The sequence below is a fragment of the Pseudoalteromonas tetraodonis genome, from assembly GCF_002310835.1.
Taxonomy (GTDB): Bacteria; Pseudomonadota; Gammaproteobacteria; order Enterobacterales; family Alteromonadaceae; genus Pseudoalteromonas; species Pseudoalteromonas tetraodonis.
The window spans coordinates 1,952,015-1,978,199 of record NZ_CP011041.1 but is presented as its reverse complement, the minus strand read 5'-3'; the positions used below and the strand labels follow the sequence as shown (position 1 = coordinate 1,978,199).

The 26,185-nt window shown below is 41.1% G+C and carries 21 protein-coding genes and 1 riboswitch; of the genes, 8 read left to right on the top strand and 13 right to left on the bottom strand.

What is annotated here, in order from left to right:
• Positions 1–16 precede the first annotated feature (16 nt).
• From carB to PTET_RS09105, 3 genes are all read left to right on the top strand, one after another.
• On the top strand, positions 17–3,235 hold the full coding sequence (gene carB / locus PTET_RS09115; RefSeq protein ID WP_055012948.1) for a carbamoyl-phosphate synthase large subunit: 3,219 nt from the start codon (positions 17–19) through the stop codon (positions 3,233–3,235).
• A gap of 50 nt (positions 3,236–3,285) precedes the next feature.
• The gene (gene greA / locus PTET_RS09110; protein WP_010388635.1) at positions 3,286–3,762 is read left to right on the top strand and encodes a transcription elongation factor GreA; all 477 of its coding nucleotides are present in this window, start codon (positions 3,286–3,288) and stop codon (positions 3,760–3,762) included.
• Between the two features lie 169 nt (positions 3,763–3,931).
• Positions 3,932–4,990: a S66 family peptidase gene (locus tag PTET_RS09105; protein ID WP_096038515.1), complete on the top strand. Its 1,059-nt coding sequence runs from the start codon at positions 3,932–3,934 to the stop codon at positions 4,988–4,990.
• A 44-nt stretch (positions 4,991–5,034) separates the two neighbouring features.
• Here the strand turns inward: PTET_RS09105 and PTET_RS09100 are convergent, their stop codons facing one another.
• Complete coding sequence (locus PTET_RS09100; RefSeq protein WP_028835086.1) at positions 5,035–5,691, bottom strand: nitroreductase family protein; 657 nt, start codon at positions 5,689–5,691, stop codon at positions 5,035–5,037.
• A 127-nt stretch (positions 5,692–5,818) separates the two neighbouring features.
• On the opposite strand from PTET_RS09100, the gene PTET_RS09095 reads away from it, so the two are divergent.
• Entirely contained in the window at positions 5,819–6,760 is a 942-nt protein-coding gene (locus PTET_RS09095; protein WP_167378573.1) for a LysR family transcriptional regulator, read from the top strand.
• 20 nt (positions 6,761–6,780) lie between these two features.
• Here PTET_RS09095 and PTET_RS09090 read toward each other — a convergent pair whose 3' ends face one another.
• The 5 genes from PTET_RS09090 to PTET_RS09075 form a co-directional block, all read right to left on the bottom strand.
• Entirely contained in the window at positions 6,781–7,671 is an 891-nt protein-coding gene (locus tag PTET_RS09090) for a dienelactone hydrolase family protein (RefSeq protein ID WP_096038513.1), read from the bottom strand.
• Between the two features lie 101 nt (positions 7,672–7,772).
• Positions 7,773–8,060: a hypothetical protein gene (locus PTET_RS09085; RefSeq protein ID WP_096038512.1), complete on the bottom strand. Its 288-nt coding sequence runs from the start codon at positions 8,058–8,060 to the stop codon at positions 7,773–7,775.
• Entirely contained in the window at positions 8,053–8,229 is a 177-nt protein-coding gene (locus PTET_RS19060) for a hypothetical protein (RefSeq protein ID WP_167378569.1), read from the bottom strand. Before PTET_RS19060 ends, PTET_RS09085 begins: the two co-directional genes overlap by 8 nt.
• 142 nt (positions 8,230–8,371) lie before the next feature.
• Positions 8,372–11,521: an efflux RND transporter permease subunit gene (locus PTET_RS09080; RefSeq protein WP_028835091.1), complete on the bottom strand. Its 3,150-nt coding sequence runs from the start codon at positions 11,519–11,521 to the stop codon at positions 8,372–8,374.
• Between the two features lie 3 nt (positions 11,522–11,524).
• A complete protein-coding gene (locus tag PTET_RS09075) occupies positions 11,525–12,700 on the bottom strand; it encodes an efflux RND transporter periplasmic adaptor subunit (protein WP_024602956.1) in 1,176 nt (391 codons plus the stop codon).
• Positions 12,701–12,871: 171 nt separating this feature from the next.
• On the opposite strand from PTET_RS09075, the gene PTET_RS09070 reads away from it, so the two are divergent.
• On the top strand, positions 12,872–13,135 hold the full coding sequence (locus PTET_RS09070; RefSeq protein WP_008109286.1) for a YkgJ family cysteine cluster protein: 264 nt from the start codon (positions 12,872–12,874) through the stop codon (positions 13,133–13,135).
• A gap of 329 nt (positions 13,136–13,464) precedes the next feature.
• Here PTET_RS09070 and PTET_RS09065 read toward each other — a convergent pair whose 3' ends face one another.
• The gene (locus tag PTET_RS09065; protein ID WP_096038511.1) at positions 13,465–15,318 is read right to left on the bottom strand and encodes a TonB-dependent receptor plug domain-containing protein; all 1,854 of its coding nucleotides are present in this window, start codon (positions 15,316–15,318) and stop codon (positions 13,465–13,467) included.
• Positions 15,319–15,520: 202 nt separating this feature from the next.
• Between PTET_RS09065 and PTET_RS09060 the strand changes: the two genes are divergently transcribed.
• A complete protein-coding gene (locus PTET_RS09060; protein WP_090492351.1) occupies positions 15,521–16,027 on the top strand; it encodes a peptide-methionine (S)-S-oxide reductase in 507 nt (168 codons plus the stop codon).
• 5 nt (positions 16,028–16,032) lie between these two features.
• Here the strand turns inward: PTET_RS09060 and PTET_RS09055 are convergent, their stop codons facing one another.
• The 5 genes from PTET_RS09055 to PTET_RS09035 all read right to left on the bottom strand — a co-directional run bounded on the left by PTET_RS09055 (position 16,033) and on the right by PTET_RS09035 (position 22,180).
• Entirely contained in the window at positions 16,033–16,845 is an 813-nt protein-coding gene (locus tag PTET_RS09055; protein WP_033103309.1) for a hypothetical protein, read from the bottom strand.
• A gap of 64 nt (positions 16,846–16,909) precedes the next feature.
• A complete protein-coding gene (locus PTET_RS09050) occupies positions 16,910–17,461 on the bottom strand; it encodes a DUF4136 domain-containing protein (RefSeq protein ID WP_096038510.1) in 552 nt (183 codons plus the stop codon).
• A gap of 104 nt (positions 17,462–17,565) precedes the next feature.
• Positions 17,566–20,358 (bottom strand): AAA family ATPase, encoded by a 2,793-nt coding sequence (locus PTET_RS09045; protein WP_024602960.1) that lies wholly within the window; start codon positions 20,356–20,358, stop codon positions 17,566–17,568.
• A complete protein-coding gene (locus PTET_RS09040; RefSeq protein ID WP_096038917.1) occupies positions 20,355–20,903 on the bottom strand; it encodes a condensin complex protein MksE in 549 nt (182 codons plus the stop codon). Before PTET_RS09040 ends, PTET_RS09045 begins: the two co-directional genes overlap by 4 nt.
• 5 nt (positions 20,904–20,908) lie before the next feature.
• Entirely contained in the window at positions 20,909–22,180 is a 1,272-nt protein-coding gene (locus PTET_RS09035; RefSeq protein ID WP_096038509.1) for a hypothetical protein, read from the bottom strand.
• Between the two features lie 196 nt (positions 22,181–22,376).
• Here PTET_RS09035 and nhaD point away from each other — a divergent pair, with 196 nt between their 5' ends.
• Complete coding sequence (nhaD, locus tag PTET_RS09030) at positions 22,377–23,624, top strand: sodium:proton antiporter NhaD (protein WP_013465139.1); 1,248 nt, start codon at positions 22,377–22,379, stop codon at positions 23,622–23,624.
• A gap of 98 nt (positions 23,625–23,722) precedes the next feature.
• Positions 23,723–23,895, top strand: a riboswitch (Lysine riboswitch).
• A gap of 75 nt (positions 23,896–23,970) precedes the next feature.
• The gene (lysC, locus tag PTET_RS09025) at positions 23,971–25,362 is read left to right on the top strand and encodes a lysine-sensitive aspartokinase 3 (RefSeq protein ID WP_174818630.1); all 1,392 of its coding nucleotides are present in this window, start codon (positions 23,971–23,973) and stop codon (positions 25,360–25,362) included.
• Here lysC and PTET_RS09020 read toward each other — a convergent pair.
• Positions 25,339–26,097: a 4'-phosphopantetheinyl transferase family protein gene (locus tag PTET_RS09020; protein ID WP_036954390.1), complete on the bottom strand. Its 759-nt coding sequence runs from the start codon at positions 26,095–26,097 to the stop codon at positions 25,339–25,341. The genes lysC and PTET_RS09020 overlap by 24 nt on opposite strands.
• Positions 26,098–26,185: the final 88 nt, after the last annotated feature.

Genomic DNA, 26,185 nt, shown 5'->3' with positions numbered 1-26,185 from the left:
TTTAACCGGAGTAATAATGCCAAAACGTACCGACATAAAAAGCATTCTTATCTTAGGCGCAGGCCCAATTGTAATTGGTCAAGCTTGTGAATTTGACTACTCTGGTGCTCAAGCGTGTAAAGCACTAAGAGAAGAAGGCTATCGAGTTATATTAGTTAACTCAAACCCAGCAACTATCATGACTGACCCAGAAATGGCCGATGCAACATACATCGAACCAATTCACTGGGAAGTGGTAGAAAAAATCATTGAAAAAGAAAAGCCAGATGCTGTCCTGCCTACAATGGGTGGCCAAACAGCATTAAACTGTGCGCTTGATTTAGACAAGCATGGTGTATTGGCTAAGCATGGCGTTGAGCTTATTGGCGCAACGGCTGATGCAATCGATAAAGCAGAAAACCGTGAACGCTTTGATGTTGCTATGCGTAACATCGGCCTAGAATGTCCACGTGCTGAAATTGCCCATTCAATGGATGAAGCGCGCGATACCATGACCCGTATCGGCTTACCGTGTATTATTCGTCCTTCTTTCACAATGGGCGGCACCGGCGGCGGTGTGGCTTACAACATGGAAGAGTTTGAAGAAATCTGTGAGCGCGGTTTAGACCTTTCACCAACCAGCGAGTTATTAATAGATGAGTCGTTAATTGGCTGGAAAGAATACGAAATGGAAGTTGTTCGTGACAAAAAAGACAACTGTATTATCGTCTGTTCTATTGAAAACTTTGACCCAATGGGTGTGCACACAGGTGACTCAATCACTGTGGCTCCAGCACAAACATTAACCGACAAAGAATACCAAATTATGCGTAATGCCTCTATGGCCGTATTGCGTGAAATTGGTGTTGAAACCGGCGGTTCAAACGTACAATTTGGTGTAAATCCCGTTGATGGCCGTATGGTTATCATTGAAATGAACCCACGTGTATCACGTTCATCGGCACTGGCCTCTAAAGCAACGGGTTTCCCTATTGCTAAAATCGCCGCTAAGTTAGCGGTAGGCTACACGTTAGATGAGCTTCAAAACGATATCACTGGCGGTAAAACCCCAGCATCGTTTGAACCGTCAATCGATTACGTTGTAACAAAAATTCCTCGCTTTAACTTTGAAAAATTTGCCGGTGCAAACGACCGTTTAACGACGCAAATGAAATCAGTGGGCGAAGTAATGGCGATTGGTCGTAACCAACAAGAGTCATTACAAAAAGCATTACGTGGTTTAGAAGTAGGCGCAACAGGCTTTAACCCAATTGTGGCACTTGATGACCCTAAAGCAAAAGAAAAAATCATTCGTGAATTACGTGAGCCAGGTGCAGAGCGTATTTGGTACATTGCCGATGCAATGCGCCATGGTATGAGTGTTGAAGATGTGTTCGAGCTGACTAAGATTGACCCTTGGTACTTAGTACAAATTGAAGACATCCTAAAAGATGAAGCTAAAATTTCAGAAGTCGGTATGGCCGGCTTAAATGCGGACTTCTTGCGTAAACTTAAACGTAAAGGTTTTGCCGATCCGCGTATTGCAGAAATTGCTGGTGTGTCAGAAGCTGAAATTCGTAAAAAGCGCCATCAACTCAATATTGTACCTGTTTACAAACGCGTTGATACGTGCGCCGCAGAATTTAGCTCAGACACTGCTTACATGTACTCATCTTACGATGAAGAATGTGAAGCTAACGCATCTGACCGTGATAAAATCATGGTAATTGGTGGCGGTCCTAACCGTATCGGCCAAGGTATTGAATTTGATTACTGTTGTGTACACGCAGCTCTTGCGCTTCGCGAAGACGGCTACGAAACCATCATGGTTAACTGTAACCCTGAAACGGTTTCTACCGATTACGACACATCTGATCGTTTATACTTTGAGCCAATTACGCTTGAAGACGTACTAGAAATTGTACGTGTTGAAAAGCCAAAAGGCGTTATCGTGCAGTACGGTGGTCAAACACCACTTAAACTAGCGCGCGAGCTTGAAGCTAACGGCGTACCTGTAATTGGTACTTCACCTGATGCAATTGACCGTGCAGAAGACCGTGAGCGTTTCCAACAACTTGTTGAGCGTTTAGACTTACTGCAGCCAGAAAATGCCACCGTAACCTCTACTGAAGAAGCACTACTTAAATCAGTTGAAATTGGTTTCCCACTGGTAGTACGTCCTTCGTACGTATTAGGTGGTCGTGCGATGGAAATTGTATACGATGAGCAAGACTTACGTCGTTACATGACCGAAGCCGTATCTGCATCAAATGAAGCGCCAGTATTACTAGACCGTTTCTTAGATAACGCGATAGAAGTTGACGTTGACGCAATTTGCGACGGCGAGCAAGTGATTATTGGCGGCATCATGGAGCATATTGAACAAGCAGGCGTTCACTCTGGTGACTCAGCATGTTCATTACCAGCTCACTCGCTAACGCAAGAAGTGCAAGATGTGATGCGTAAGCAAGTAACTGATATGGCACTTGAACTTGGCGTAGTTGGTTTGATGAATACGCAGTTTGCGGTTAAAGATGGCAAAGTGTATCTAATCGAAGTAAACCCACGTGCAGCACGTACAGTTCCATTTGTATCTAAAGCAACGGGTGTAGCACTTGCAAAAGTAGCGGCACGTTGTATGGCGGGTCAATCTTTAGCAAGCCAAGGCATTACTAAAGAAGTGATTCCACCTTACTACAGCGTAAAAGAAGTGGTATTGCCATTTGCTAAGTTCCAAGGTGTGGATCCTATTCGTGGACCTGAAATGCGCTCTACGGGTGAAGTAATGGGTGTTGGTGATACTTTCGCCGAAGCGTTTGCAAAAGCACAATTAGGTGCAAGCAACACTTTACCACGTGGTGGTCGCGCGTTACTATCTGTACGTAATAGCGATAAGCCACGTATTGTAGAACTAGCTAAAACCATGACAGACCTTGGTTTTGAGCTAGACGCAACAGGTGGAACAGCTGCTGCACTTGAAGATGCTGGAATTACGGTTCGCCGTGTAAATAAAGTATACGAAGGTCGTCCGCACATTCTTGATAGAATCAAAAATGGCGAGTATAGCTATATCGTTAATACCACCGAAGGTCGCCAAGCGATTGAAGATTCGAAGGTGTTACGTCGTGGTGCATTGCAGCACAAAACCAATTATACTACGACATTGAATGCGGCATTTGCTAACTGTACTGCTAACCAAGCAGATGACCGCAGTAAAGTGACGTCTGTTCAAGAACTACACCTGCGATTGAACTAAGGAAATGTGCCAAGGCCATAACCATGGCCTTGGGATTAAGTGAGAAAAGTATGCAATCAATTCCAATGACAGTTCGTGGCGCAAAATTATTGCGCGATGAGCTTAACGAATTAAAAACTGTTACCCGTCCAAAAATTGTATCTGATATTGCTGATGCACGTGAACACGGTGACTTAAAAGAAAATGCTGAGTATCACGCTGCGCGTGAGCAACAGGGTTTTTGTGAAGGCCGTATTCAAGAAATTGAAGCAAAACTTTCAAACATGCAGATGATTGACGTAACAAAGATGCCTAATACAGGTAAAGTGATTTTTGGGACTACAGTAACCATCGTTAATGTTGAAACCGACGCTGAAGTTAAATATCAGATTGTTGGCGATGATGAAGCAGATATTAAAAGTAATTTAATTTCTGTTAATTCACCAATTGCTCGCGGCTTAATTGGTAAACAAGCGGATGACGCTGTGATTATCAAAACGCCAAAAGGTGATGTAGAGTACGAAATCATTGAGGTTGAGTATATTTAATTAGTTAACTCACTTTAACGTTTTATAAAAACCAGTGCTTAGTAATAAGCACTGGTTTTTTTATGCTTGGTTTTTATATTTGGTTTAGAATCGGTTGAATATTATTCATTGTTTGTAAATGTAGGCTATGTTGTTATGGTAGTAACCTATTCTTCAATAAGGAAATAATATGGCAAATATACTGTATCCGGCACCTTTAACAGTGGGATCTAAAATCGCCGTGTGTTCTTTATCAGCGGGGATCAAATCAAAATACCATCCACGGTTAGATATTGTCATTAATGGCTTAAAACATCGAGGTTATGAGGTTGTTGAAGGGGAGTTTTTACGTCAAAACGAGCCGCGAACTCAACTTACAGCTAAGCAGCATGCCAAGCAATTAATGGGCTTTTTATTAGATGATGAAATAGATGCGATCATGCCGCCAATGGGCGGAGAGCTGGCAATGGAAATATTGCCTCTGCTTGATTTTAGCGCAATTAAAAACGCTAAACCTAAATGGTTAGTGGGCTATTCAGATGTCAGTACGATTGCTTGTGCACTGACAGCAAAATGTAATTGGGCAACACTGCATAGCGCTAATTTAATTCAATTACACCCTGATGAAAAAGACCCGTATTGTTTACAAATTTTTGAAAGTCTAAGCTATGAGGCTAATAGTGAGTTTGAGCAAGCCCCCTCGACTTACCATCAACATAGCAAGCCTGATTATGCACAAAACCCAAACGTATTATTTGATCACAGCGTTCCCACACAATGGCAATGTTTAAATTACACCGATAAGCGCAGTATTGAAATGTCAGGGCGGTTGTTTGGTGGGTGTCTTGATACGGTTGGGCTGTTACTTGATTCGCCTTTTTTAGCTCTGCATGAGTTTAAAAAGCACAATGCCTCGCAAGGTATTGTACTTTATTTAGAAAGCGCAGAGCTCACGCCAGCGACCGTTGCAAGGTTTTTATTGTCACTCAAATTAGCCGGTATGTTTGATGATATAAACGGGGTGATTATTGGCCGCCATGTAACCTTACAGGGGCAAGATCCGGGGTTTGACTATCGCCAAGGCTTAAATGCCGCTTTTGGCGGGTGTTTGTTTCCGGTGATCATTGATGCCGATATTGGTCACATCCCTCCTAATTTAAATTTAATCAATGGAGCTTTATGCACTGTTACCGCAGATGTTGATCAAGGCAAAGTTATTAGTGCGTCTGTGGTCACAAAACTAGCCTAATAAAGTAAGCTGCTCACTAACAATTTAAAGTGAGCAGCTTTGACTTATAAAACCTGAATTACTTGTTCTTTGCTTAAACGTGATTTTGGCAGCTTAGCATTGTAGTCTTCTTCTGCATCATGGTAACCCAGCGCAAGTGCCACATCACAGATGTAGCCGTCTAATTCGCTTGCAAACTCTTCACTAATCAGCTGTGCATCAACGCCTTCCATCGGCGTGGTATCAATCCCTAAGCGTGCTGCTGCATGCATAGTATTGCCTAAAGCAATGTAGGTTTGTGCTTTGGTCCACGCGGCATTATTACCTTGCTCATCGGTATTTAAATCAACAAACGCAAAGGCGCCAAAAGCTTGCTCGCGGTTTTCTTTTTGAGTTCGGCCATTCTTTATATCGGCATCAATTACGTGTCCGTAATCTTCACGAGTATATTGCGGATTATGAGCAAATAAAATAATGTGCGACGCCGCTTTAATGTGTGGCTGATTAAATTGAAACTTATTAGCAAAGGTAGTGTGCATACGCTCTTTTGCAGCGTCTGATTCAATCACTACAAATTTCCAAGGCTGCGAATTAATTGACGAAGGAGAAAGACGCATAGCATCATACAATACCGTTAAATCGTCTTGAGAAATGCGCTTTGTCGCGTCGTAACGTTTAGCAGTATGGCGGCTTTCAAGGTCGCGAATAATAGGGTGAGTCATAGTCTCTCCATAATAAAAAAGGGCTAATAAACAGTGTTCACTGAGTGTATGAGCAACATAATACAATTTGCTTTATTTAAAATAAACAGCATAATTATTGAATCATTATCAAATAAAAATAGATAATATGCAGATTGATGACTTAAAACTGATTTTAAAAGTAGCAGAGTGTCGAAGTATTACTTTAGCTGCTGCTAAGTTAGATATGCGCACAGCAACCGCCAGTGCGGCTATTAAGCGCGTAGAATCAGCCCTTGGCTGCGAATTATTTATTAGAACAACTCGCCATTTGCGTTTATCCAGTGCAGGGGAGCGGTACATACCCCAATGCGAACAAGCGCTGGCTGTACTTGAAACGGCAAGGCAAAACCTCAAAGGAGAACATGATGCTATTGAGGGAGAATTGCGGGTGGCTACTTCATCTGATTTAGGGCGCAACCTAGTGATCCCCTGGATTGATGACATTATGGATAGGTACCCAAGTGTGAGCTTGCGTACGCACATTAGCGATAGCAATATCGATTTTTTTCGTGATTCGGTTGATATTGCACTGCGTTATGGCTCCCCAAGTGATAGCAGTGTTTATGGATTTAAAATTTGCAACGTACCGCGACTACTCTGTGCTACACCTACCTATTTAGCTAAATATGGTGAGCCAGAGCACCCTGATGATTTAGCGCAGCATCAAGGGTTATTTTATCAGCTGCAAGATATTATCAATAATGTATGGGAGTTTACCGATGGCCAAAAAAAATACAAAGTAAAAATGCAGGGCAGACGTGCTTCAAACGATGGCGATTTAGTAAGGCGCTGGTGTGTGGCAGATAAAGGTTTAGCGGTTAAATCGGCGTTAGATATTGCTGATGACTTATTAAATAAACGCGTTGTTACTGTGATGCCTAACTATCAGCACACCCAAGGGGAGCTGTGGCTTATTTGCCCAAGCAGACAATCGATTACTCCCGCTGTACGACTACTACGCGATGTGTGCAGAGAAAAAACCGCTCACTTATTGAATCAGCTAGTAAAAGAGGGAATTGTTGATAAACGTGTATTAATTAACGAGTAACAAATACACGTTTAGTAGTGTTAACTTAAGTGGTTATTAAAAAATGCTAATGTACGCTGCCATGCAAGTTCGGCATTTTTTTCATCGTAGCGGCCAGTTGAATCGTTATGAAAACCATGATTTGCGCCTTCGTACATGTGCATAGTGTAATCAACATTGTTTGATTTTAAGCTCTGCTCATATTCAGACCATGTGGCGTTAACCCGTTTATCAAGTTCACCTAATTGAATCATTAACGGCGCTTTAATGTTTTTATGTAAGCTTTCACTTGCAGGTGTGCCATAAAAGGGCACGCCCGCGGTCAATAAGTTACTGTCTACTGCAGCTAAATAGTTAACAATATAGCCACCAAAACAAAAACCAACCGCGCCTAATTTACCATTACTATTTGGCTGTGCTTTTAAAAAATGCGCAGCGGCTACAAAATCATTTTGTATTTTAGTGCGATCAAGGGTACGTTGCATGGCTCGACCTTCATCGTCGTTGCCTGGGTAGCCACCCAGTGGGTGCAACGCATCAGGGGCAAAGGCAATAAACCCGGCTTTAGCCAGTCGCCTTGCAACATCTTTTACATACGGATTTAAGCCGCGATTCTCGTGTACTACTAATACAACAGGTAGCTTGCCTTGTGTATTTTTTGGAACCACTAAATAGCCTTTGCCCGAACCATAGCCATCAGGCGAATCAAATTCTTGGTAAGTGGCTTTTATGTCATCGTCGTTAAATGAGACTTGCTCAGCTTGAGCGTAATTAGGTAATAATGCACCTGTAAGCACCGTCATTGAAAAGCCCAATGCGGCTAAGCCACCAAGCTTTTTCATGAACGTGCGTCTATCAATTAAACCGTGAGCGTATTCGTCATACCAATCAAATGCTTCTTGAGGTATGTGTTCAGACTGAGGGGAATTCATAGTTGTGCCTTATTTATTATGATTATTAAATACCATAACGTAAAAGGCATAAAAAACGAGCAGTTTACTATGCTCATCATAGGATCTTTTTAATCACGCAATTAAACGTTGAACAACATAGATAAAGCTAACCCAGTAATGAGTAATAAAAATCCGATAATTTGTGTTGCTATATCTCTTTTGCGAACGAGAGTTTCCGCTACAGGGCTAGTTAGTTTACGAGTAAGAAAGTTTGCAGGGATTAAGCGAATGCTTGCAAAGCCCATAAAACAAAAGCCAAAGCCAATGAGGAAGCTCGAATAGGTGGAGTCAATAATGCCACCGATAAACGTGAATAAGGCGATTAAATAAAATGACATACTTGGCCAATGTATTACTTTTTTATTCATAGTCAGTCCTTGATAATCCTTCATCAAACCCAAGTAAAAATTCTAATCCTACAAATGCAAAAGAAATAGTTATTGCACCCAATAGCATTAAATTGCGGTTGTTCTTTTTGTAACCCAGAGTAGTCAATACGGCAAAGACGATAAATAAGATAAGCTGAAATGTGCCCATGGTTAATCCTTTAAGAGCAAAGTTTAGAGTTAAATTACCAGTAGGGAGACAAACTGGCAAATAGTTGAATGCTATTTTTTAACTATAAATAAAAAGCTCGGCATAATAATACCGAGCTTTTTTGGTTGGGATTTTACTTAATTTAGTGATTCGTCGTTGCTGGTTGGCCATCGACTAGGGCATCTTTACCGCGCCATTTGCGGATCAGGCGTTTTGCATCTTCAAGCGCAACATACTGACACGGTATAAGAATAAGCGTTATTACCGTGGCAAACAGCACACCAAAAGCGAGCGATACCGCCATAGGAATTACAATTTTTGCCTGTAAGCTGGTTTCCATAATAATCGGCATGACCCCAATAAAGGTGGTGATTGAAGTTAGTAATATGGCTCTAAAGCGACGTGCACCGGCTTGCATTACCGCTTGTTTTATTGCCACGCCTTCAGCACGCGCTTTGTTTACAAAATCTACCATCACGAGTGAGTCATTAACCACCACACCGGCTACCGCAATAATGCCAAACATCGATAAGCTGCTCATGGTCATACCTAGTACCATGTGGCCAAACATGGCGCCAACCACACCAAATGGAATGACCGACATAATAATTAATGGTTGAGAGTAAGAGCGCAGAGGAATAGCCAATAATGCAAAAATTATGATCATCGATAGCGCAAAGTCACGTAATTGCTCATCAGCGCTATCCATTTCCTCTTGAATACGACCAGCCACATTACTTTGTACCCCTGGGTAGTTTTTAAGTAATGAAGGTAAGTACTCATCACGAATTTGTTGTGCAATGGCAAAGGGTTCTACTTGGTCAGTATTTACCGCAGCCCACACGTTTACTGTACGTTTTGAATTTTCACGGCGAATACGATTAACCCCATCAACTAATGAAATATTAGCAACTTCACTTAATGGTACTTCAGCGCCTGTTGGGGTGATAATACGTACGCTGTCGATATCACTGATTGAGTTACGCTCATCTTCTGGGTAGCGGATCATCACTTTAATTTCTTCACCTTCGCGAAGAATACGTTGTGCTTCAAGACCATAATAACTAAAGCTTACTTGTGAGGCCACATCGGCAAGGGTTAGCCCCATGCTGTAAGCAAGTGGTTTTAAATCTAGCTGTACTTCATCGGTAGCGCTTTGCATTGAGTCATTAACATCGCCTACGCCTTCCATACTTTGCAACTTGGTTTTAAGCTTACCAGCAACTTCTTTAAGTACTTGTGCATTTTTACCTTCGAGTTTAAAGCTTACATCGCCATCGTCTCGACCCCCGTTCATAATACTGTCTTGAATGGTTAGGGTTTTAACACCCGGTAAGTTAGGCATTTGTTCGCGCCATAAGGCACTCAGTGCAAAGGTATCAATAGGGCGCAGGTCGGGTTCAACTAAAATAGCCATAATGTTTGCTTGCGTTCGCCCACGTAAGCTAACTGATAAATCGCGGATCATCGGTTTACCGTATTGCTCTTTGAGCTGGTTATCAACGCTCAGTATTAGCTGCTCTACTTTTTTAGCTGTTTCAAGCGTTGCTTGCTCAGAAGACGCTAAGTTCATTTCTATATCAATGCGAGGAAAATCGTGCGGTATTTTAGGATTAGGCACAAATTTAACTAAACCACCGGCAAACATTCCCGCACTGACAATCAGTAAACACATAAAACCGACAATTACGGTGTAGCGATAATGAATGCAGCGACCAACAAACGGGGTGTAGTAGTTATCAACAAAACTTTTTAGGCCGTTATCCATTACTTTACGTGCACGGTGAAGCGGGTTTTTTGGATTTGGTTTACGGTCTTTCATTGCCGCAATATGTGCCGGCAAAATAAGTTTTGATTCAATTAGTGAGAAGATTAAACATAAAATAATCACCCCACCAATGGCTTTAGAAAAAGCCGCACCTGGGCCTGTGGCAAGAGTTTGCGGTAAAAATGCCGCAATAGTGGTAAGTACGCCAAATGTGGCTGGCATTGCAACGCGCTTTACGCCGCGTACTACGTTATCGAGTGTATGGCCGTGTTTTTCTATTTCAGCACTAGCAGATTCGCCCACAACAATGGCGTCATCAACCACTATCCCAAGCACCAGTATAAAGGCAAATAACGAGGCTAAGTTAATGGTGACATCTAAAAAGCCAATTGGCATAAACAAAAAGGCACCTAAAAATGACACAGGTAAACCCATCATTACCCAAAAAGCTAAACGTAATGGTAAAAACAGCGCTAATACCAACATAACTAATAAGCCACCCCAAATCATATTGTCGACCATCATATCGAGGCGACCTTCGAGGTAGTAAGTTAAATCAACAATAGGAGAGAGCTTAACACCTGCAGGCAGTTGCGATTCTTTTTCAGCCATATAGGTTTTAAGTACTTTAGCAACATCGGTAATATCTTGATCTTTAGAGGCGTTTACTTCAAACGACAATGAGTTTTTACCATTGTATTTTGAGTATTGCAGGCCTTCTTCAAAGCCATCATTTATAGTGGCAACGTCACCTAAATAAACTTGCGCGCCATCGGCAAGGGTGATCAGTGGTAGTTTTGCAAACTCGCTACCACGGTAGGCTTGTTTCTCAACGCGCATTGAAATATAGCCATTTTCAGAGCGAATTTGCCCAGCTGACATATTGGCAGAAAAGCTTTGCACTGCACTGGCAATATCTCTAAACGTTAATCCATAAGCACGCAGTTTGTCTGGGCTTACTTCAATACCAATTTCGTAATTAAGGCCACCATTAAAGTTAACTAAATTAATATTAGGCAGTGCCTGAAGCTCGTCTTTTATATCGTTTCCGAGCTCTTTAAGTTGGTAGTTACTCATGTCACCGTAAAGGGCAAGTATCATTACTTCTTGTTCGTACTTATCGCGACGAACAATAGGGCGCTCCATACCCGCAGGAAACGTATTAATTGAATCTACTTGTACTTTAATTTCATCGAGTACTTCTTGCGGGTCAAACTGCTCTTCTATTTCAATCCACGCTTGTGAAGAGCCTCTATTGGAGTAGGTGATAAGGCGCTTTATTCCCTCTATACCCTCAAGGTTCTCCTCGACTTTTATGGTAATGCCCTCCTCAACCTCTTGCGGGGCTGCGCCAGGGTATACCGCAGAGACACTGATCCAGTTACTTTCAAATTGTGGAAACATTTGTTTGCGAATAGTAAACGCCGTTAAAATGCCACCAATAAGTATAAATATCATCAATAGATTTGCTGCAACAGGGTTGCGCGCAAACCATGCAATTAGGCCTTTTTCACGTGTAGACATAAGTTACTCCTGTTTCAATGCAAGTTGAGTAACGTCTGGGGTTGTTACAACGTCTTCAATTTTTACCGCCATTCCCTCGGTAGGGTATTCAAGGGCAGAAGTAATTAGCTGTTCACCTTCATTAAGCCCTTGGTCTGCGATCACCATGCCGTTTTGTTCACGTATAATATTGAGAGTTTTAAACGACAGGGTTAAATCGTCGTTTAATATCGCAATTTTATTTTCTTTGACTAAATGATGTGGCACAACAATGGCGTTATTAACTGCACGACCTTCTATGCTAGCGTTAACATAGGAGCCAAAACGCAATGGTTGAGTTTTGTTAGCATATGGGGTTGGTAATTGTGCTACTAAATAGCTCATACGGCTTTTTTGATCTATCACCCCTTCACTGCGTACCACTTTAGCCTGCCATGTGGTTTCTTTGCCCGCGAACTGCGCACTAAATAACACTGTTGCACCAATACCGCCATTATTTAAATATTGCAGCTCTTTATCGGCAACCGGTAAACGTACTTCAGCGACCGAAGTGGCGCTGAGTGAGCCAAAGCTATTACCTGGATTTACAACAGAACCCAAACTAATGCTACGCGCGTTTATAATTGCATCGTAGGGGGCTTTAATATAAGTGCGTTCTAAATTACGTTTAGCACGTTTTACACTTGCTTGTGCTGAGCGATAACGCGCCATTTTCTCTGCTAATTGCGGTTTACGTAAATAAAGCGCAGAAGCGGTAATATCGCTTGAGTCTGCTTTAATGCGTTCCCATTCAGCTTTAGCAACATGCGCTTGAGCACGTTCAATCTCAAGCGCTGAACTTGCTTGGGCGAGCCCAGCCTCAGCTTCAATTAAATCAGCTTCGTAATCATTTGGGTCAATTCGTGCTAAAATATCTCCTTGCTTTACGAAGGCACCTTCAACAAATTGCCCTGCAACAGAAATAACTTGGCCACTTACCTGAGCAATCAGCTCAGTGCGGTCTTTAGGTTGCACAATACCGTACGATTTAACATCGAGAGTGATTGCATCAAGGTGAATAGGTTGTGCTGCAACCAATGGGCGAGTATCTTGTTCTGGTTTTTCTTCTGGTGGTTTTTTCATTGCTGAAAAGCCCGCTGCAAGGGCGATGCCACCAACAAGGACCGCGATAGGGAGTATTATTTGTTTTTTAGTCGCCACAGGGCATTCCTTCATAAATTGTGCTGATGAACTAATGATACGCAATAAAGTGTTTACAGTGTGTTTGAAGATGTAACAAGTCATTGCATAATACGGTTACAAATAGAACAAATCGCTCTGTTTGTATGCAAAGCAGCAACAATATAATTGAAATTTATTACTGAGGTTATAATGAAAACACAATCAATGGCGTGCCGTTTAGGCTGTGGAGCATGTTGTATTGCACCAAGTATTAGCTCGCCAATACCGGGTATGCCAAATGGTAAAAAGGCCGGAGAACGTTGTATTCAGCTGGATGAGCGTAATTTATGTAAGCTATTTGGTGATGAGTCGCGCCCTAAAGTGTGTAGTGATTTTAGCGCCACTTTAGATGTTTGTGGGACGACTAATGAACACGCATTGACGTTAATTACAGAATTAGAGCAATTAACCTAATTTATTGTATTAAATACACATATATTTACAATTTATACGCCTGAAAAGTGTAGACACTTACTTTGTGTTTCTAAAAGTAGTACTGAGAGAGTTCAATTACGTATCCACTTAGCATTGTCGCTAGTGTTTTTTCTCATTCAATTCTCTTTGTTCATACCGTTTTTAATGATAAATGCACAAAGAGGGCGAAGAGGCGCTGCGCTTTTAGGGCACGTAAAGTAGAGCGAATTGCGGTATGAAATTTTTAAGTCAGCTTGTTACTAGTCTGTTTATTATTTCAATTTAAAAAACAAGCTCAGCGTGGGATACACCCTCGCCGAGCTAAATTGTTACCAGCTATACGTTGCGCTTAGCGTATATTGCTCACCGCGACCTGGCGTGCCTGGGATTTCTTCAAACGATTCATCCCACAAATTATCCGCAGCTAAAGTAATAAAGAAATTTTGCAGTGTAGCCGGGGTTATTTTTAACGTCAGCTGAGTAAATAGTGCCTCGTCATCTGAACGGCGCAGCGCATTGTTATGCTGTTTACGCCACTCATTATCTACTCGAAACTCTAACATATCCGTCGGGTTCCAAATTGCACCGAGCGTTACACGATGATCAGGATAATTTAAGGCATAAAAGCTAGCATCAACATTTTCAGCGCCATAGGTTTCTGTTTTATGTAAGTAGGTATAGCTGGCAACAATTTCTGTATTATTAAATTGTTTAGTGGCTAAAAACTCAAGGCCTGTGGTGTCAATATCAACCGGCTGCGCAAATCGCGCTGAGCTTGAATCAAAGCTAAATGTCCAATCGGTTAGGTTGTTATCTTTACGATAAAAAAGTGCGGAATTAAGCTGCCAGCTTTGTTGCTCAAGCAATAAGCCCAGCTCTAAATTTTTAGTGGTTTCGCGCTCAAGATTAGCGTTACTTCTAAACAAACCACCTGATTCACTGCCACCAATAGCAGTATAACCGGCTACTTGGTTTGCCTCAGCATACGACAAATACAATGTTCGCTCAGTGCCATCGTTATTATGGGTATTTAAACTAACATCCCCAATTAGCGATAGCTCGGAATCATCACGACTGGTGTTATCAAATGCAGCCCCTAAACGCACCGTTAGTTGCTGGTTGCTTGCTAGTGCTGTTGTGTATTCTGGTAATACACTAAGCTTAAAGTAGTTACGTGAAGTAAAGTTATTTTCAAGGGTGGTGGAGTCAATACTGTCTCCTATATATTGCGCCGAGTAATTAACCGCAACTGACTTTGTTTGCGCATGGCGACCTGAAACAGCCAGTGATGTTACTTGTGTTTCATGAAATGCTTGGAACGCGCTTGGGTTCTCTCTTGAATAAACATAATGGTCGTTATGCTTGCGGTAATAAGCCGATACTTCAAATTCACTATTTATTGCATAAGCTTGCTTATGGTTAAGCATTAACAGTTGCGTTTCTAAGTCTTCGGTTTCATTTACACCAAAGGGGGTATAAAGGTTTGGCCAACCAAAAAACTTTTCTTGTAAGCCGTAAAATAAATCAGTTTGTGAATCGCTCCCGGTTAACTGCACTCTACCTGAGGTACGAGTAAAGTCATGATCGCCAAAATCAATCGAACCATCGCTTTGTGAGTGCGAATATTCACCTTCAAAACCAATACGCCAATTAGCGTTTGCTTCAAGTGGAGAACTCACACCTGCATGAATTGTTTGTAAGTTAAAGTTATTTGAGCCTGCGCCCAAAGAGACACTGCCACCGGTTGTTATTGGTTTCCAAGCAAACGACACAGTACCCACAGAGCTATTCATGCCATAAAGTGCGTTATCGGCTCCGGTTAATACGCTAGCACCTGTTAGCATTTGTGGTGCAATAGGAATTTCTGCAAAGTAGTGACCAGACTGCGGGTCTAGTAGAGTTGCACTGCCGACTCTAAAGCCGGTATTTTCAAAAATACCCCCGCGTATCGTTACATCAGCTTGTGCTTCAGCCATATTGCGTGATTGCAAGTCAACACGCGGGTCGTATTCTAAATTTGAAATAGGTGAATCAAATGTACCAACGGGTAAGGTATTGGCAGTGGGAGACGCTTCAATTGTTATTTGTTCTATGGTTGCTGTTTCTTTACTCTGTTCTGCATAAGCAACAGTCGAAATACTGGCTAGTAAAGCCGGTATAATAAGGTGCGGGGCACGATTCATGTCATTATTCTCATTTTATGCAATGGCGCTAACAATTAAATACCTATCATTTTTTATCACATGATAAGGTAAGCTCACTAAGCTAGGGTGATTTTGGGCGCTATTGTACATTAATGATAAAAAACTGCATTTGATAATCAAACCTAGCGTTACAAAATAGTAACTCTGCATCCTATAAATTATTTACATTGGTCACTTTATTATGCAAACACAACAATCGAGTCATTCATTAAATCAGCACACACTTTATTTTGCTGGTGGTTGCTTATGGGGCGTGCAAGAATTTATGAAGTATTTACCTGGAGTAGTGACTACTGAGGCGGGGCGTGCCAATGGCACTAGTAACACAACACAAGGTGAATACGATGGCTATGCCGAATGCGTGAAAGTAACCTTTGATAGCCAAGAAGTGACCTTAAATGAATTAATCGGCTATTTTTTTGAGATTATTGACCCATACAGTATCAATAAACAAGGTGACGATGTAGGGGAAAAATACCGCACCGCCATTTTTAGCCAAGACAGTAATCATTTAAACATCGCCAGAGACTATATTAGCCAGCGTGATGATGCTGAAAAAATAGCGGTACAAGTAGCGCCATTGACTAATTATGTCCCTAGCGATCCCGAGCATCAAGACCGTTTAACCAATCACCCTGATGATTATTGCCATATCCCAATTGATTTATTGCACAAGTATAAATCGTGATAGCTTTAAGGGTACTCAGGCCTTTCAAAACGATATAATTTGAACGAGCCAGTTTGAAGTGTTGTGCCTTTGTGGTTTGAGTACATATAGCCTTTAAGTTCTCGGTTGTCTTTATGAATAATTAGCTTATTTGCGAAAAGTGGATGGCTGGTGGTTATTTCCAATATCCTCTCTTTTTCTTGAATATCTTGTGGCATAAAAGAGGTGCTAATTATGTCATTGGTCCCATTTGTAAAATAATTGAAATACGACTTTTTATTGGGGTGAAATTCAATACTTGCTAGTTCTTGCTTGCCGTCTAAATTTAATAATCCTACCCAAAAACCATGTAGGCCCGTCTTTTCTATAGCAGCTAACTCATCTATTTTAGAGCGGTATTTACCTATAAATGTACGAACGGTAGATTGCCCTTTTTGTTCTTCCAATCGGTACGTTTTTGACATTACAAAATTATCGTCTGCATTAGAATAAATTTCTAACACCTCGAATGAATTATCTAAAAAGGGGCTTAAAATCAATGTGAATTGCAGATGTTCTTTATTAGGGCTAACAAGTTTGATAGTGCAATTAATGCGACTGCATTTGATATCATTATTGCTAAACGCAATTGATTTATTTCTATAAAATGCATTGGCGATACTTGCTATTATTAAACGGTGTTCTCCGTTTTCTTTAATTTCCAGTACATTGTACTCAAAATGATCTTTATAAATTCCTTGCCATATACCAGGCTTTAACTGTAGTTGAGTGCCGTACGCATGGAACGCACAAAGCAGGGGTAAAAATAAGCTAAGGGTTAGGAGCTTTTTAAATGTCACCGAAAAATTCCTTTTCTCACAAAAAAGCCCGCAAACATGCGGGCTTTCAAATATTAATTAAAGTTTATTGCTGCACTTTAGGCGGAAAGTTGCTTAAAATATTGGCAACCGTTTCTTTAATAGCGGCTTCACGTTGTGATGGTGTTTGTTTTTTCTTTAAACGGCCATCTTTAGCACCACGCCAAATTAATTGGTTTGACTCACGATTAATAATATCGATAACTAACGTGCCTACTTCATATTCGCGTGCGCTTACATCGTGGTTAAAGCCTGTGTCCCAGTAACCCCAACGTGCACCGTAGCCTACGTTAAAGCTATCAACTTCAAGCTCTTTATCTACACTTGCATGGTAGTTAACAAGTACATCAGCTTGCGCTACGTCAACCAATTGCATACCTAATTGTTGGCTTAGTTGGTTGTTTACCGCATTGCGAACGCGTTTTTCCATAAGGCCACTGATTTGGTAGTTATTCGTGTCTTTAGTTAGGCTCGCGTTTTCTACCCAAGCAAACGTTTTGTAGTTACTAAAGTTTGCTGATTTATCGTAATCCCAATCGGGCGTTTGTGTACAGGCGGTAAGTAGCGCCAGTGCTGCGACAATAAATATATGTTTCATACCGTTTGCTCCAATAAAGTGCGTTTGTTTAAACTACCATGGGCGAGGGTAATTTAAAATCTAAAAATAAGTGTAACTGGCTAAGATGAATAGCCAATTAACTCTTAGTCCAGTAGAGAGGCTTTATGTTCAACCTCAATCCAATCTTTTTCATCTACCCAGTTTTGTGCGCCGTCTTTTACTGAACGAATTGGCACAATATAATCACAACTTATTTGCGGTTTAACTGAGGCAAATATTGGCACAAAGCCAAAGCTCAAGGCGGTTTCAATAATTGCTTTTTGGTTTTGCGGGTCGATATCAGCCGCTTCATCTATGTAAATAGGTATACGGTATAAGTTTTGTTCCTGATCGCTTAATAAGTAACGAATAAACAACATGCCACATAACAGCTTAATGGTGATACGCGTACCATTTGAACCAGCCGAATCTATTTTTTCAAAGTGCTCGGTTTCGCCCGCGCGGTTAACCACTTCAAAACGAATATCAAATAAATCGGTAAGGGTCAGGCCTGCTTTGTCTGAGGCGAGTTTAATTAAATGATCTTTTGCGTCGTTTACCGCACTTTCGCTGTACGGCTCTTGGCTGAGTAAATCCAGGGTGTCGCCTTGTTCAATTTGGTTAGAGGTACTGATAATAGTATCAATGCTATCTACCAACATTTTGCGCGGGATAATATTAATTTTAAACGCTTGCAGGTTTGAAATACGATGCTGGCTTATGCCTTTATTAAAGCTATTCATTTCACGGCGTAAGCGGTCTAAATCTTCACGTAAGCCTTTAATCGTGGCGGCCACTTCGGTGAGAGCAACGCGACCTTGGCGCTCAACAGCATCACGCTCGTTATCAATATTATGAAACGCGCTAATAAGTTTTTGGTATTTACTAAACTCATCGTTTTCGTTATCGAACTTGGTAATACCTGCATTGTAAATATGCATATAAGTATTACGTACATTTATATCGAAATTACGTAGCTCTTGGCAGTCTTTATTAAAGTGGTGAATTAAATCGCTTAAATTATCAAAATCGATTTTTATATCAATCATGTAAGGCGTTACTTTACCACTGTATAAATCTAACGTGTGGTCAATACGCTCGGTTTTAACTTGGCGTAAGCGCTCTGTTTGACGATTAATTTGCGCTTGTTTTGATTTAATTAACGAGCGTCTATCAGCAATTGAGCCACTGTTTTTTTGAATATCTTGCAGGTAGTCGTCAACTTGTTCGCGTTCGGCTAAAAGCTGCTCTTTTAGCATTGCTTGGGCGTCAACCGATTGTTGCATCACTTCAAATTGCTCTAAGCGTTTAAGTGCACTTTCAGCACTCATAAGCTCATCGTATAGCGCGTCTTTTTCTTTTTGCTTATCTGCAACATTGGCGGCCACTTCACGCTGTTGTTTAAACTCTTTTAATGATTGCTCAAGTGCGGTTAATTGAGCACTCAGTTGCTCTTTGTTTTCGCCGCTTTGCATTTGCACAGGCGAGAGTTTTTTAAGTTTAATACTGGCACCGGGCAGGGTGAGTACACCGCCTTTTACGTTTTCGCTGAGCTGTGCTAAAAATTCCCCGAAAGCGTCGTCATCATCAATGGTGATATCGCCATTGCTGGTGGTAGCAAAGGAGAGAAGATCGGGGTTTAATAGTCGCGATATTTCTTCAACTTCTTTCAGTGATAAGTCTTCACGCATTCGAGTGAATAAATTAAATTCTAAGTTTTTAAGTTGTAACTTTAAGCTTTTAATTTGTTTTTGTGTTTCGCCAATGCGGTAATCAAGGGTGTGCAGGCTTTGACCTTGTGCACTCGTTATTGAGTGTGACAACGACTCGTAGTCATTTTTTAACTGCGTTAAGCTGGTTTTGAGCGTGGCTTTATTAACTAGCTCAAATTCACTTTTAAGGGCGTTGTAATCTAAAAACCACTGTTCAATTTGGGTTTGTTTGCGCTCTATATCGCGTGATTGTTGAACGTATAGGCTTTGTTTTTGTTCAAACTCGTGTTTTTCGTGCTCAATATCTTCAAGAGCGATGTTGAGTTCGCTTAGTTGCTCTTCCTGATACGTATCAAAATCAATCAGTGCTTGGTCAATTTTTGGTGCATAAGCAGCCAGTTTACCTTTAAGAACGGTTTGGTTTTCAAGCATAGATTCAAGGGCGGCTATGGGCTCTTGCATTGACTCAAGGGCTTTTAATTCACGTTTTGCGCGGTTTACTTTATCAAACGACCGGCGCCATACTTCGTAAAAGTCGACCTTTGAATTTGACATGTGGCGTTCAAACACACGTAACATAAAGCGCTTAACGTCGTTTGCGCCTAATTTATGTAAATTAAGAATACGACGAAATATTTCTTTGTATATTGCAGAGTCTTGAACGTTGTTAAGGGGGATCATTTTTAAATTGATCTCACCATCAAATTGCGTTGCACCGCCAGTAAGTAGGGCGTTTAACTCTTGCGCTTTAAGCTCTATCGGGTTGTAACCTTGCTGCTTTAAGTGATTAAACAGCTTGGTAAACTTAATAATGGTATTGCCTTGGGTGTACTGGGCTAAATCAAGTTTGCCTTGATAGCAAAAGTATTGGTGTGCATAACCGGCAATTTTACCTAAGCCTGCTACGCCAATGACAACTGAGCCATGGGGTAAATCGGCTTGCAATAAAATGTACGATTGATCTGATGAAAAATAAAACTTACGGGTTTCATCTAAATCGTGGCCATCCCACTCGGTAAGGCGTAAATCGTTAATTAGCGGAAATTGCAGTGCATTAATAACTGAGCTTTTACCTGTGTTGTTAGGCGCACAAATCGAGCTACTTTTATCAAGTGGGATCACACACTTTGCATAGCCTGCAGTATTAAGTAGGGCGAGTTTACTCAGTCCGTATAAGTTTTTCATTCCTCGTCCTCTCCTAAAAAGGTTTCTTCATTTACTTCCATTAAGGCATCAATATAGCGATGAATTGGCGCCTGTAGCATAAAGCCGCCTTCCACTTCGCGGGCAAGGCCTAAACGCACCATGCGTAAATACACATCTTTGCGTAAATCAGAACCCGAGAATATTTCAAGCTGATCAAATAAATGTTTATTAAGTTGTACCAAGGTTTGCATTAGCTCTAAATCGTTTGGCTCATCAAATAATGCACGCATTGGGTCTTTACCTGTGTTGGCAAAGTGTTCGATTAAAATATAAATAGTGAGCGCTATCGCGCGCGATATTTTGCCCATATTGGGGGTGCTTTCATCGCTAGCAAAATAATAAAAGCCACGACTGTCGTGCTTTAAATCATGGCCTAATGCTGTGAATAAGGCGCTGTAAGCTTCAATTTGTTGGTCAAGCTCTTGCCACATTAGGGTGTCTTGTTCGCAAATGTGGTAACCCGCGACTAATTTTTTATGAATGGCTTGTAAGTGAGAAAGCTCATTTAAGTTTATCTGTGTCATGGTCATTACTCGTGCTCGGCTTTATCAGCCTGAGGCTCTGAATTAAAGGGGTACAAAGAAAAGTGCTGGCCTGCAATGTTAACGCGGGCTTTTTTATCGCTTTGGCTAATGTGTAGGGTGGTATCGCTCACTAGTTTTTGATACAAAAACAGCATTTCATCGGCTTCAAGCTCTGGATAGCTTTCGTCTAAAAATTGCAGCAGAGGCTGTGGTTTTTTACGCTGCTTTTTGAAGCGTTTTGCAAACTGCGCTTTTACATCGTGATAGTCAGGAATGTTTGGTGTGACAAACGCAGGCACATCGTTTTGCTCTGGTAGCTGATATTCATGATGCTCAAATTCAGCCAGGCTTGCCATGTAGGCTACTATATGGCGCTGTTGACCCAATGAATACTTTTGCGCATCGCTTACAAAATGTGGCTGCACGGCGCTGAGCATATTATCTACCCCATTTTTACGTATTAGCCCTAATACTTTTGCTACTTGGCGGGTAACAAGGTTATTACGGCGCAACTCTTCACGCAGTGGCATTAACATATCGGCACTTTTACGTAAGCTTATCCGGCCAACTAGGTGCATTTCTAGAATGCGGGTACGCAATTGTTCAAGCATGCGTTTATCGTTGTACGCTTTGCCTGAACGTTCAATATGTTCTATTTGGGTGCTAATTTGTTGCTCAATAAGGGTAAAGCAGGCATGAAAGTCGCCTCTAATATCCACCATTTCCAGCATGGGTTCTATATATTCATCAAACGCTTCTATCACGGCTTTATAGCGTTTTTGTAGCGACTGCACTGCATTATTAGATTTGGCTTGCTCAACAATATTTAAAATGGCGTTTTCGTTGTGTAAAAACAGTTTGATTATTTTACGCACCCGATCATCCATAATACGGCTAAAGCGGCGTAAATCATCAAAATCTTCCATTTCACCGGCATTAGATAGCCGATTACCTAAACGGGCCAAATCATCAACCAAGACACTAATTTCTTGTGCTAAGCCTAAATGTTCTTCTTGCAGTAAAAAGGTGGCAAAGTCGGCAACGGCGCGGTTAATTTCCAGTTGTGACGATTTAGCCAGCGGAATAATAATTTCTTGATTTAATAACCGGTTGGTTTCTTTATAAATACGCTCATTATTCCACGTGGGTTGCTTTTGCTTAATGGCATTTTGAAGATCTTTAATACTAAAGTCGGCCATTTTAAAGCGCTTAAATAATAGCTCTAATACACCCCAGTGTTCATTTAGGGTATTAAGTAGCTTTTTAGCTGGGATCATAAGGCGTTGCAACTTCCTAGTATTCGTTATTTTATATTTCTCGAACTTATATGGTATTCGTTTTTGCGACGATTTAATAATAGTTTTTACACCCGCTTAGTGATAGTATCCGCGCCGAATATAGGCACATAGAGTTTGTGGGTATATTTTTTACATGGTTTCAATTTTTACTTAACCCCGAAGGTTGTTTAATATCATGGTTTCCTCGATTATCCTGACGCTGATAGCGATTGCATTTTTGCTTATCGTTATTGAGGATGTGATCCACGTAAACAAAGCAAAAACGACATTATTTTTTGGTACACTTTGTTGGATTATCTCCTTTATTTTTCCTCTTAATGGGCAAAGCCCCGAAACGATTCAAACCCTCCTAGACCACAATATTTTAGAAATTGCTTCTTTATGGCTGTTTTTAATGGCCGCAATGACCTTTGTCGCCTATTTAAACTCTAAAGGACTTATCGAAAATGTTGTGAACCGGATTATGCCAACCAGCATTAGTGAGCGTAAGCTGATGTTTTTGGTGGGGTGTTTTGCGTTTTTATTTTCATCTATTTCCGACAACGTTACGGCCACGCTAATATCACTGGCAGTGATTATGTCATTAAAGCTTGAAGCCAAAAAACTAGTTAAGTACGCCACGCTTATTGTATTTGCTGTAAACTCCGGTGGTGTATCACTTATCACGGGTGATGTAACCACACTTATGATTTTCCTTGATGGTAAAGTAACAATTAGCAATTTATTACTGTTAATTGTGCCTGCGTTATTAAGTGTATTATTACTGGCTACTTTGTTATCAATTGGCATGAATAAGCAACTCGAGTTTAAAAAAACTAAATTTAAACGTATTGAAAAAACCGACATAACCATTGCGGTTATTTTCTTCACTACGGTTATTGCTACGCTTACATTGAGTGTTTTATACAGTGTACCGCCTCTGCTTACTTTTTTATTGGGTTTATCTATTATGTTTTTAGTCGCGCAATTTTTAATGCGCAAAAAAGACATCAACAAAGATATGATCGATTTTATACGCGATATAGAGTACGACACCTTATTGTTTTTCGTGGGTGTGTTACTGCTTGTTGGTGCATTAAAAGAAGTTGGGGTACTGAGCCAATTTACTAATTTGTATACGGTAATGGCGCCAGAGTACGCAAACTACTTAATGGGTATTTTATCCGCAGGTGTTGATAACGTGCCACTAACGGCAGCGTTATTAAAAGCCGACATTGTAATGAGTCAACAGCATTGGTTGTCGTTTACGTATGCAACCGGTGTAGGTGGCTCTATGCTAATCATTGGCTCGGCGGCCGGTATTATAGCCATGAGTAAGGTAAAAGAGCTGACGTTTGCAAGTTACCTTCGCTTATCGCTGTATTTATTACTGTGTTACACCTTTGGTTATGCGGGCTCTTACTTAATGGGTAGTTTTATTTGATTTTATAGTAAAACGACTTGACAGCTAGACGTCTAAACGATAACTTTCAAAGCCGCACTCTTAGTGCGGTTTTGTTTTATTAGCCACAGGTTAATAATACATTCAGAAGAGGTGCGATACTTAGGTACTTAATGTGAGGCAACGACAGCCTGCGATCATTAAGGAGGGAAGTACTCGCCGAGGAAAATAATGGGTCGTTACCATTGTTTTTCGGTTTATGGGGCTGAATCCTCAAAACTGTCACCAATTTAGGTGGAGAGCTTCTGGCAGTAGATTTTTCTTATCTTTATTTCCTGCCAAGTTCTTCTTGTTTTATTGCGGTTTGGATGCCGCGAAAGGAGACGAAATGACTACCCAACCAGTGCCACAAAGTTCACAGTGCACAAAATCAGATTACATTGTTGCCAAATTTGGTGGCACCAGCGTTGCTAACTTTGAGGCGATGAGCCGTTGTAGCGAAATTATCGTAAACGATAAAAATGTACGTATTGTTGCAGTAAGCGCCAGTGCCGGAGTGACCAATCATTTAGTGGAGCTTTGCAAAGCGGGTATTGAAGCCGCTAAACGCCAACAGCATATTGATGGTGTCCTTGCGATTCAGCAGGCTATTTTAAATGACCTGTCGTTAGATGAGGATTTAGCCATTGGGTTTAATCAAACGCTAGATGCATTTCAAACGTTGGCGGCACAAACACTCAATACTGAGCAGCAGTTCGATGAGCTACTTAGCTTTGGCGAGCGTTTATCGTCTTACTTATTTACTCAAGTACTAAGGTTAAAGGGTTTAAAAGCCACTCGTTTTGATGTGCGCCAGGTGCTTAAAACCGATAGCCAATTTGGTAAAGCAACACCAAATGTGGCCGCCACAGCGCAAGCCGCTAAAACACATTTAATTCCGCTGCTTGATGATAGCGTTATTGTGACCCAAGGGTTTATTGGTAGCGATGCAAACAATTTAACGACCACGCTCGGTCGAGGCGGCTCAGATTATAGTGCTGCACTGCTTGCTGAGGCTATTAACGCTAAAAGTGTGCATATTTGGACTGACGTAGTGGGTATTTTTAGCACCGATCCTCGTTTGTGTGTAAAAGCCACTCCTATTGCGCGTTTAAGTTTTGATGAAGCAGCAGAAATGGCGACCTTTGGCGCTAAAGTGCTGCACCCAGCTACAATTTTGCCTGCCAGTCGCAGCCATATAAATGTGTTTGTTGGCTCTAGCCGAGAACCAGAACTTGGCGGTACGTGGATTGAACGTGAAAAATCGCAGCTACCTGGTATTCGTGCGGTAACGCAACGTAAAAATCAAATATTATTAACCCTTAAAAGCCCAGAAATGTTATTAGCGAGTGGTTTTTTAGCACGTATCTTTACTATTTTAAGTGAGTGCAATATTTCGGTAGACTTGGTTACCACCTCTGAAATTAGTGTAGCAATTACCCTTGATAATGCGCCTAATGCATCACGCCCAGAGCTAGATCAAGAGTGCTTAGATAAACTCGCTGAATTTTGCCATGTATCGGTTGAGAACAATTTAACCCTAGTAGCACTTATTGGGTCTGAAATTGTATTGCGTCAGCACGAAATGAATTTAATGAAAGTATTAAGTGATTTTAATATTAGACTTATTTGCCATGGTGCAAGTAAACATAACTTGTGCTTTTTAGTTGAGCAAAGCGAGTCTGATGCAGTGGTTCAAGCGATTCATAGTCGATTACTAGAAAGTGATTGCGCTGCGTAAATCGTTAATAGTCATTATTGAGCACCGCCAGTCGGTGCTTTTTTTTGCCACAACGCTAATATCAAACATGTCGTTATGTGCTCCAACCACGGTATTGCTGCAGGCTGTAAGCTGGGCGTTATTAAGTTCGTTAAACACATTAGGGCTTAATAGCTGAGCAATAGGGCGGGTGGTGGCTTTAGCCAGCGCTTCTTTTAATGTCCAAATCCTAAAGAAATGATGTGCTTGAGTTGTTATGTTATCTGTATCGGTTATTAAGCTCACTTCGGCTGGGTGGTAAAAGTGTTTAGCGAGTTTATTAAAAGGGCGCTTTAAACTAATTTTTTCAATATCAAAGCCAAATTGAGTTGATGCTACATTTAACGCTGCACCTACAAAACCATGAGAATGAGAAATACAGCAACTGATCACGCCTGTTGTATTTTTAATATGTAATTCTAATTTACTGTTATCGGGGTTAAATTCAGAACTAATATCACACAGCTTTAATGATGCATAAGAAGAACAAGCGGATTTTACTAGGTATTTAAGCACTAAACGTGTGGCTAAATATTCTTGTTTAGCCTGTGGATTTTTACGCCGATTAATAACATTGAGCTCAAAAGGGCTTAAATAGTGGGGTAAATCAAATTCACCCACATTGAGGGTGGTCGCGTTAAGCAACGCAATGCAATGGCTGTTATTTGCTAAAGCGGGCGTGATTTCTAGCTGGTTTTCAAAGTAAGTTACACTCATCATTGCTCGTTATAAATGACGACCGATTACATATTTATTACCCAAAGCTGGATAGTTTGTGAGCGGTTGTTAGTTGTTGTGAGCGCTA

Excerpts from the sequence above, each read along its gene's own strand:
- carB (WP_055012948.1), top strand. The coding sequence starts at position 17 with ATGCCAAAACGTACCGACATAAAAAGCATTCTTATCTTAGGCGCAGGC.
- greA (WP_010388635.1), top strand. The coding sequence starts at position 3,286 with ATGCAATCAATTCCAATGACAGTTCGTGGCGCAAAATTATTGCGCGAT.
- PTET_RS09105 (WP_096038515.1), top strand. The coding sequence starts at position 3,932 with ATGGCAAATATACTGTATCCGGCACCTTTAACAGTGGGATCTAAAATC.
- PTET_RS09100 (WP_028835086.1), bottom strand. The coding sequence starts at position 5,691 with ATGACTCACCCTATTATTCGCGACCTTGAAAGCCGCCATACTGCTAAA.
- PTET_RS09095 (WP_167378573.1), top strand. The coding sequence starts at position 5,819 with ATGCAGATTGATGACTTAAAACTGATTTTAAAAGTAGCAGAGTGTCGA.
- PTET_RS09090 (WP_096038513.1), bottom strand. The coding sequence starts at position 7,671 with ATGAATTCCCCTCAGTCTGAACACATACCTCAAGAAGCATTTGATTGG.
- PTET_RS09085 (WP_096038512.1), bottom strand. The coding sequence starts at position 8,060 with ATGAATAAAAAAGTAATACATTGGCCAAGTATGTCATTTTATTTAATC.
- PTET_RS19060 (WP_167378569.1), bottom strand. The coding sequence starts at position 8,229 with ATGGGCACATTTCAGCTTATCTTATTTATCGTCTTTGCCGTATTGACT.
- PTET_RS09080 (WP_028835091.1), bottom strand. The coding sequence starts at position 11,521 with ATGTCTACACGTGAAAAAGGCCTAATTGCATGGTTTGCGCGCAACCCT.
- PTET_RS09070 (WP_008109286.1), top strand. The coding sequence starts at position 12,872 with ATGAAAACACAATCAATGGCGTGCCGTTTAGGCTGTGGAGCATGTTGT.
- PTET_RS09065 (WP_096038511.1), bottom strand. The coding sequence starts at position 15,318 with ATGAATCGTGCCCCGCACCTTATTATACCGGCTTTACTAGCCAGTATT.
- PTET_RS09060 (WP_090492351.1), top strand. The coding sequence starts at position 15,521 with ATGCAAACACAACAATCGAGTCATTCATTAAATCAGCACACACTTTAT.
- PTET_RS09050 (WP_096038510.1), bottom strand. The coding sequence starts at position 17,461 with ATGAAACATATATTTATTGTCGCAGCACTGGCGCTACTTACCGCCTGT.
- PTET_RS09045 (WP_024602960.1), bottom strand. The coding sequence starts at position 20,358 with ATGAAAAACTTATACGGACTGAGTAAACTCGCCCTACTTAATACTGCA.
- PTET_RS09040 (WP_096038917.1), bottom strand. The coding sequence starts at position 20,903 with ATGACACAGATAAACTTAAATGAGCTTTCTCACTTACAAGCCATTCAT.
- PTET_RS09035 (WP_096038509.1), bottom strand. The coding sequence starts at position 22,180 with ATGATCCCAGCTAAAAAGCTACTTAATACCCTAAATGAACACTGGGGT.
- nhaD (WP_013465139.1), top strand. The coding sequence starts at position 22,377 with ATGGTTTCCTCGATTATCCTGACGCTGATAGCGATTGCATTTTTGCTT.
- lysC (WP_174818630.1), top strand. The coding sequence starts at position 23,971 with ATGACTACCCAACCAGTGCCACAAAGTTCACAGTGCACAAAATCAGAT.
- PTET_RS09020 (WP_036954390.1), bottom strand. The coding sequence starts at position 26,097 with ATGAGTGTAACTTACTTTGAAAACCAGCTAGAAATCACGCCCGCTTTA.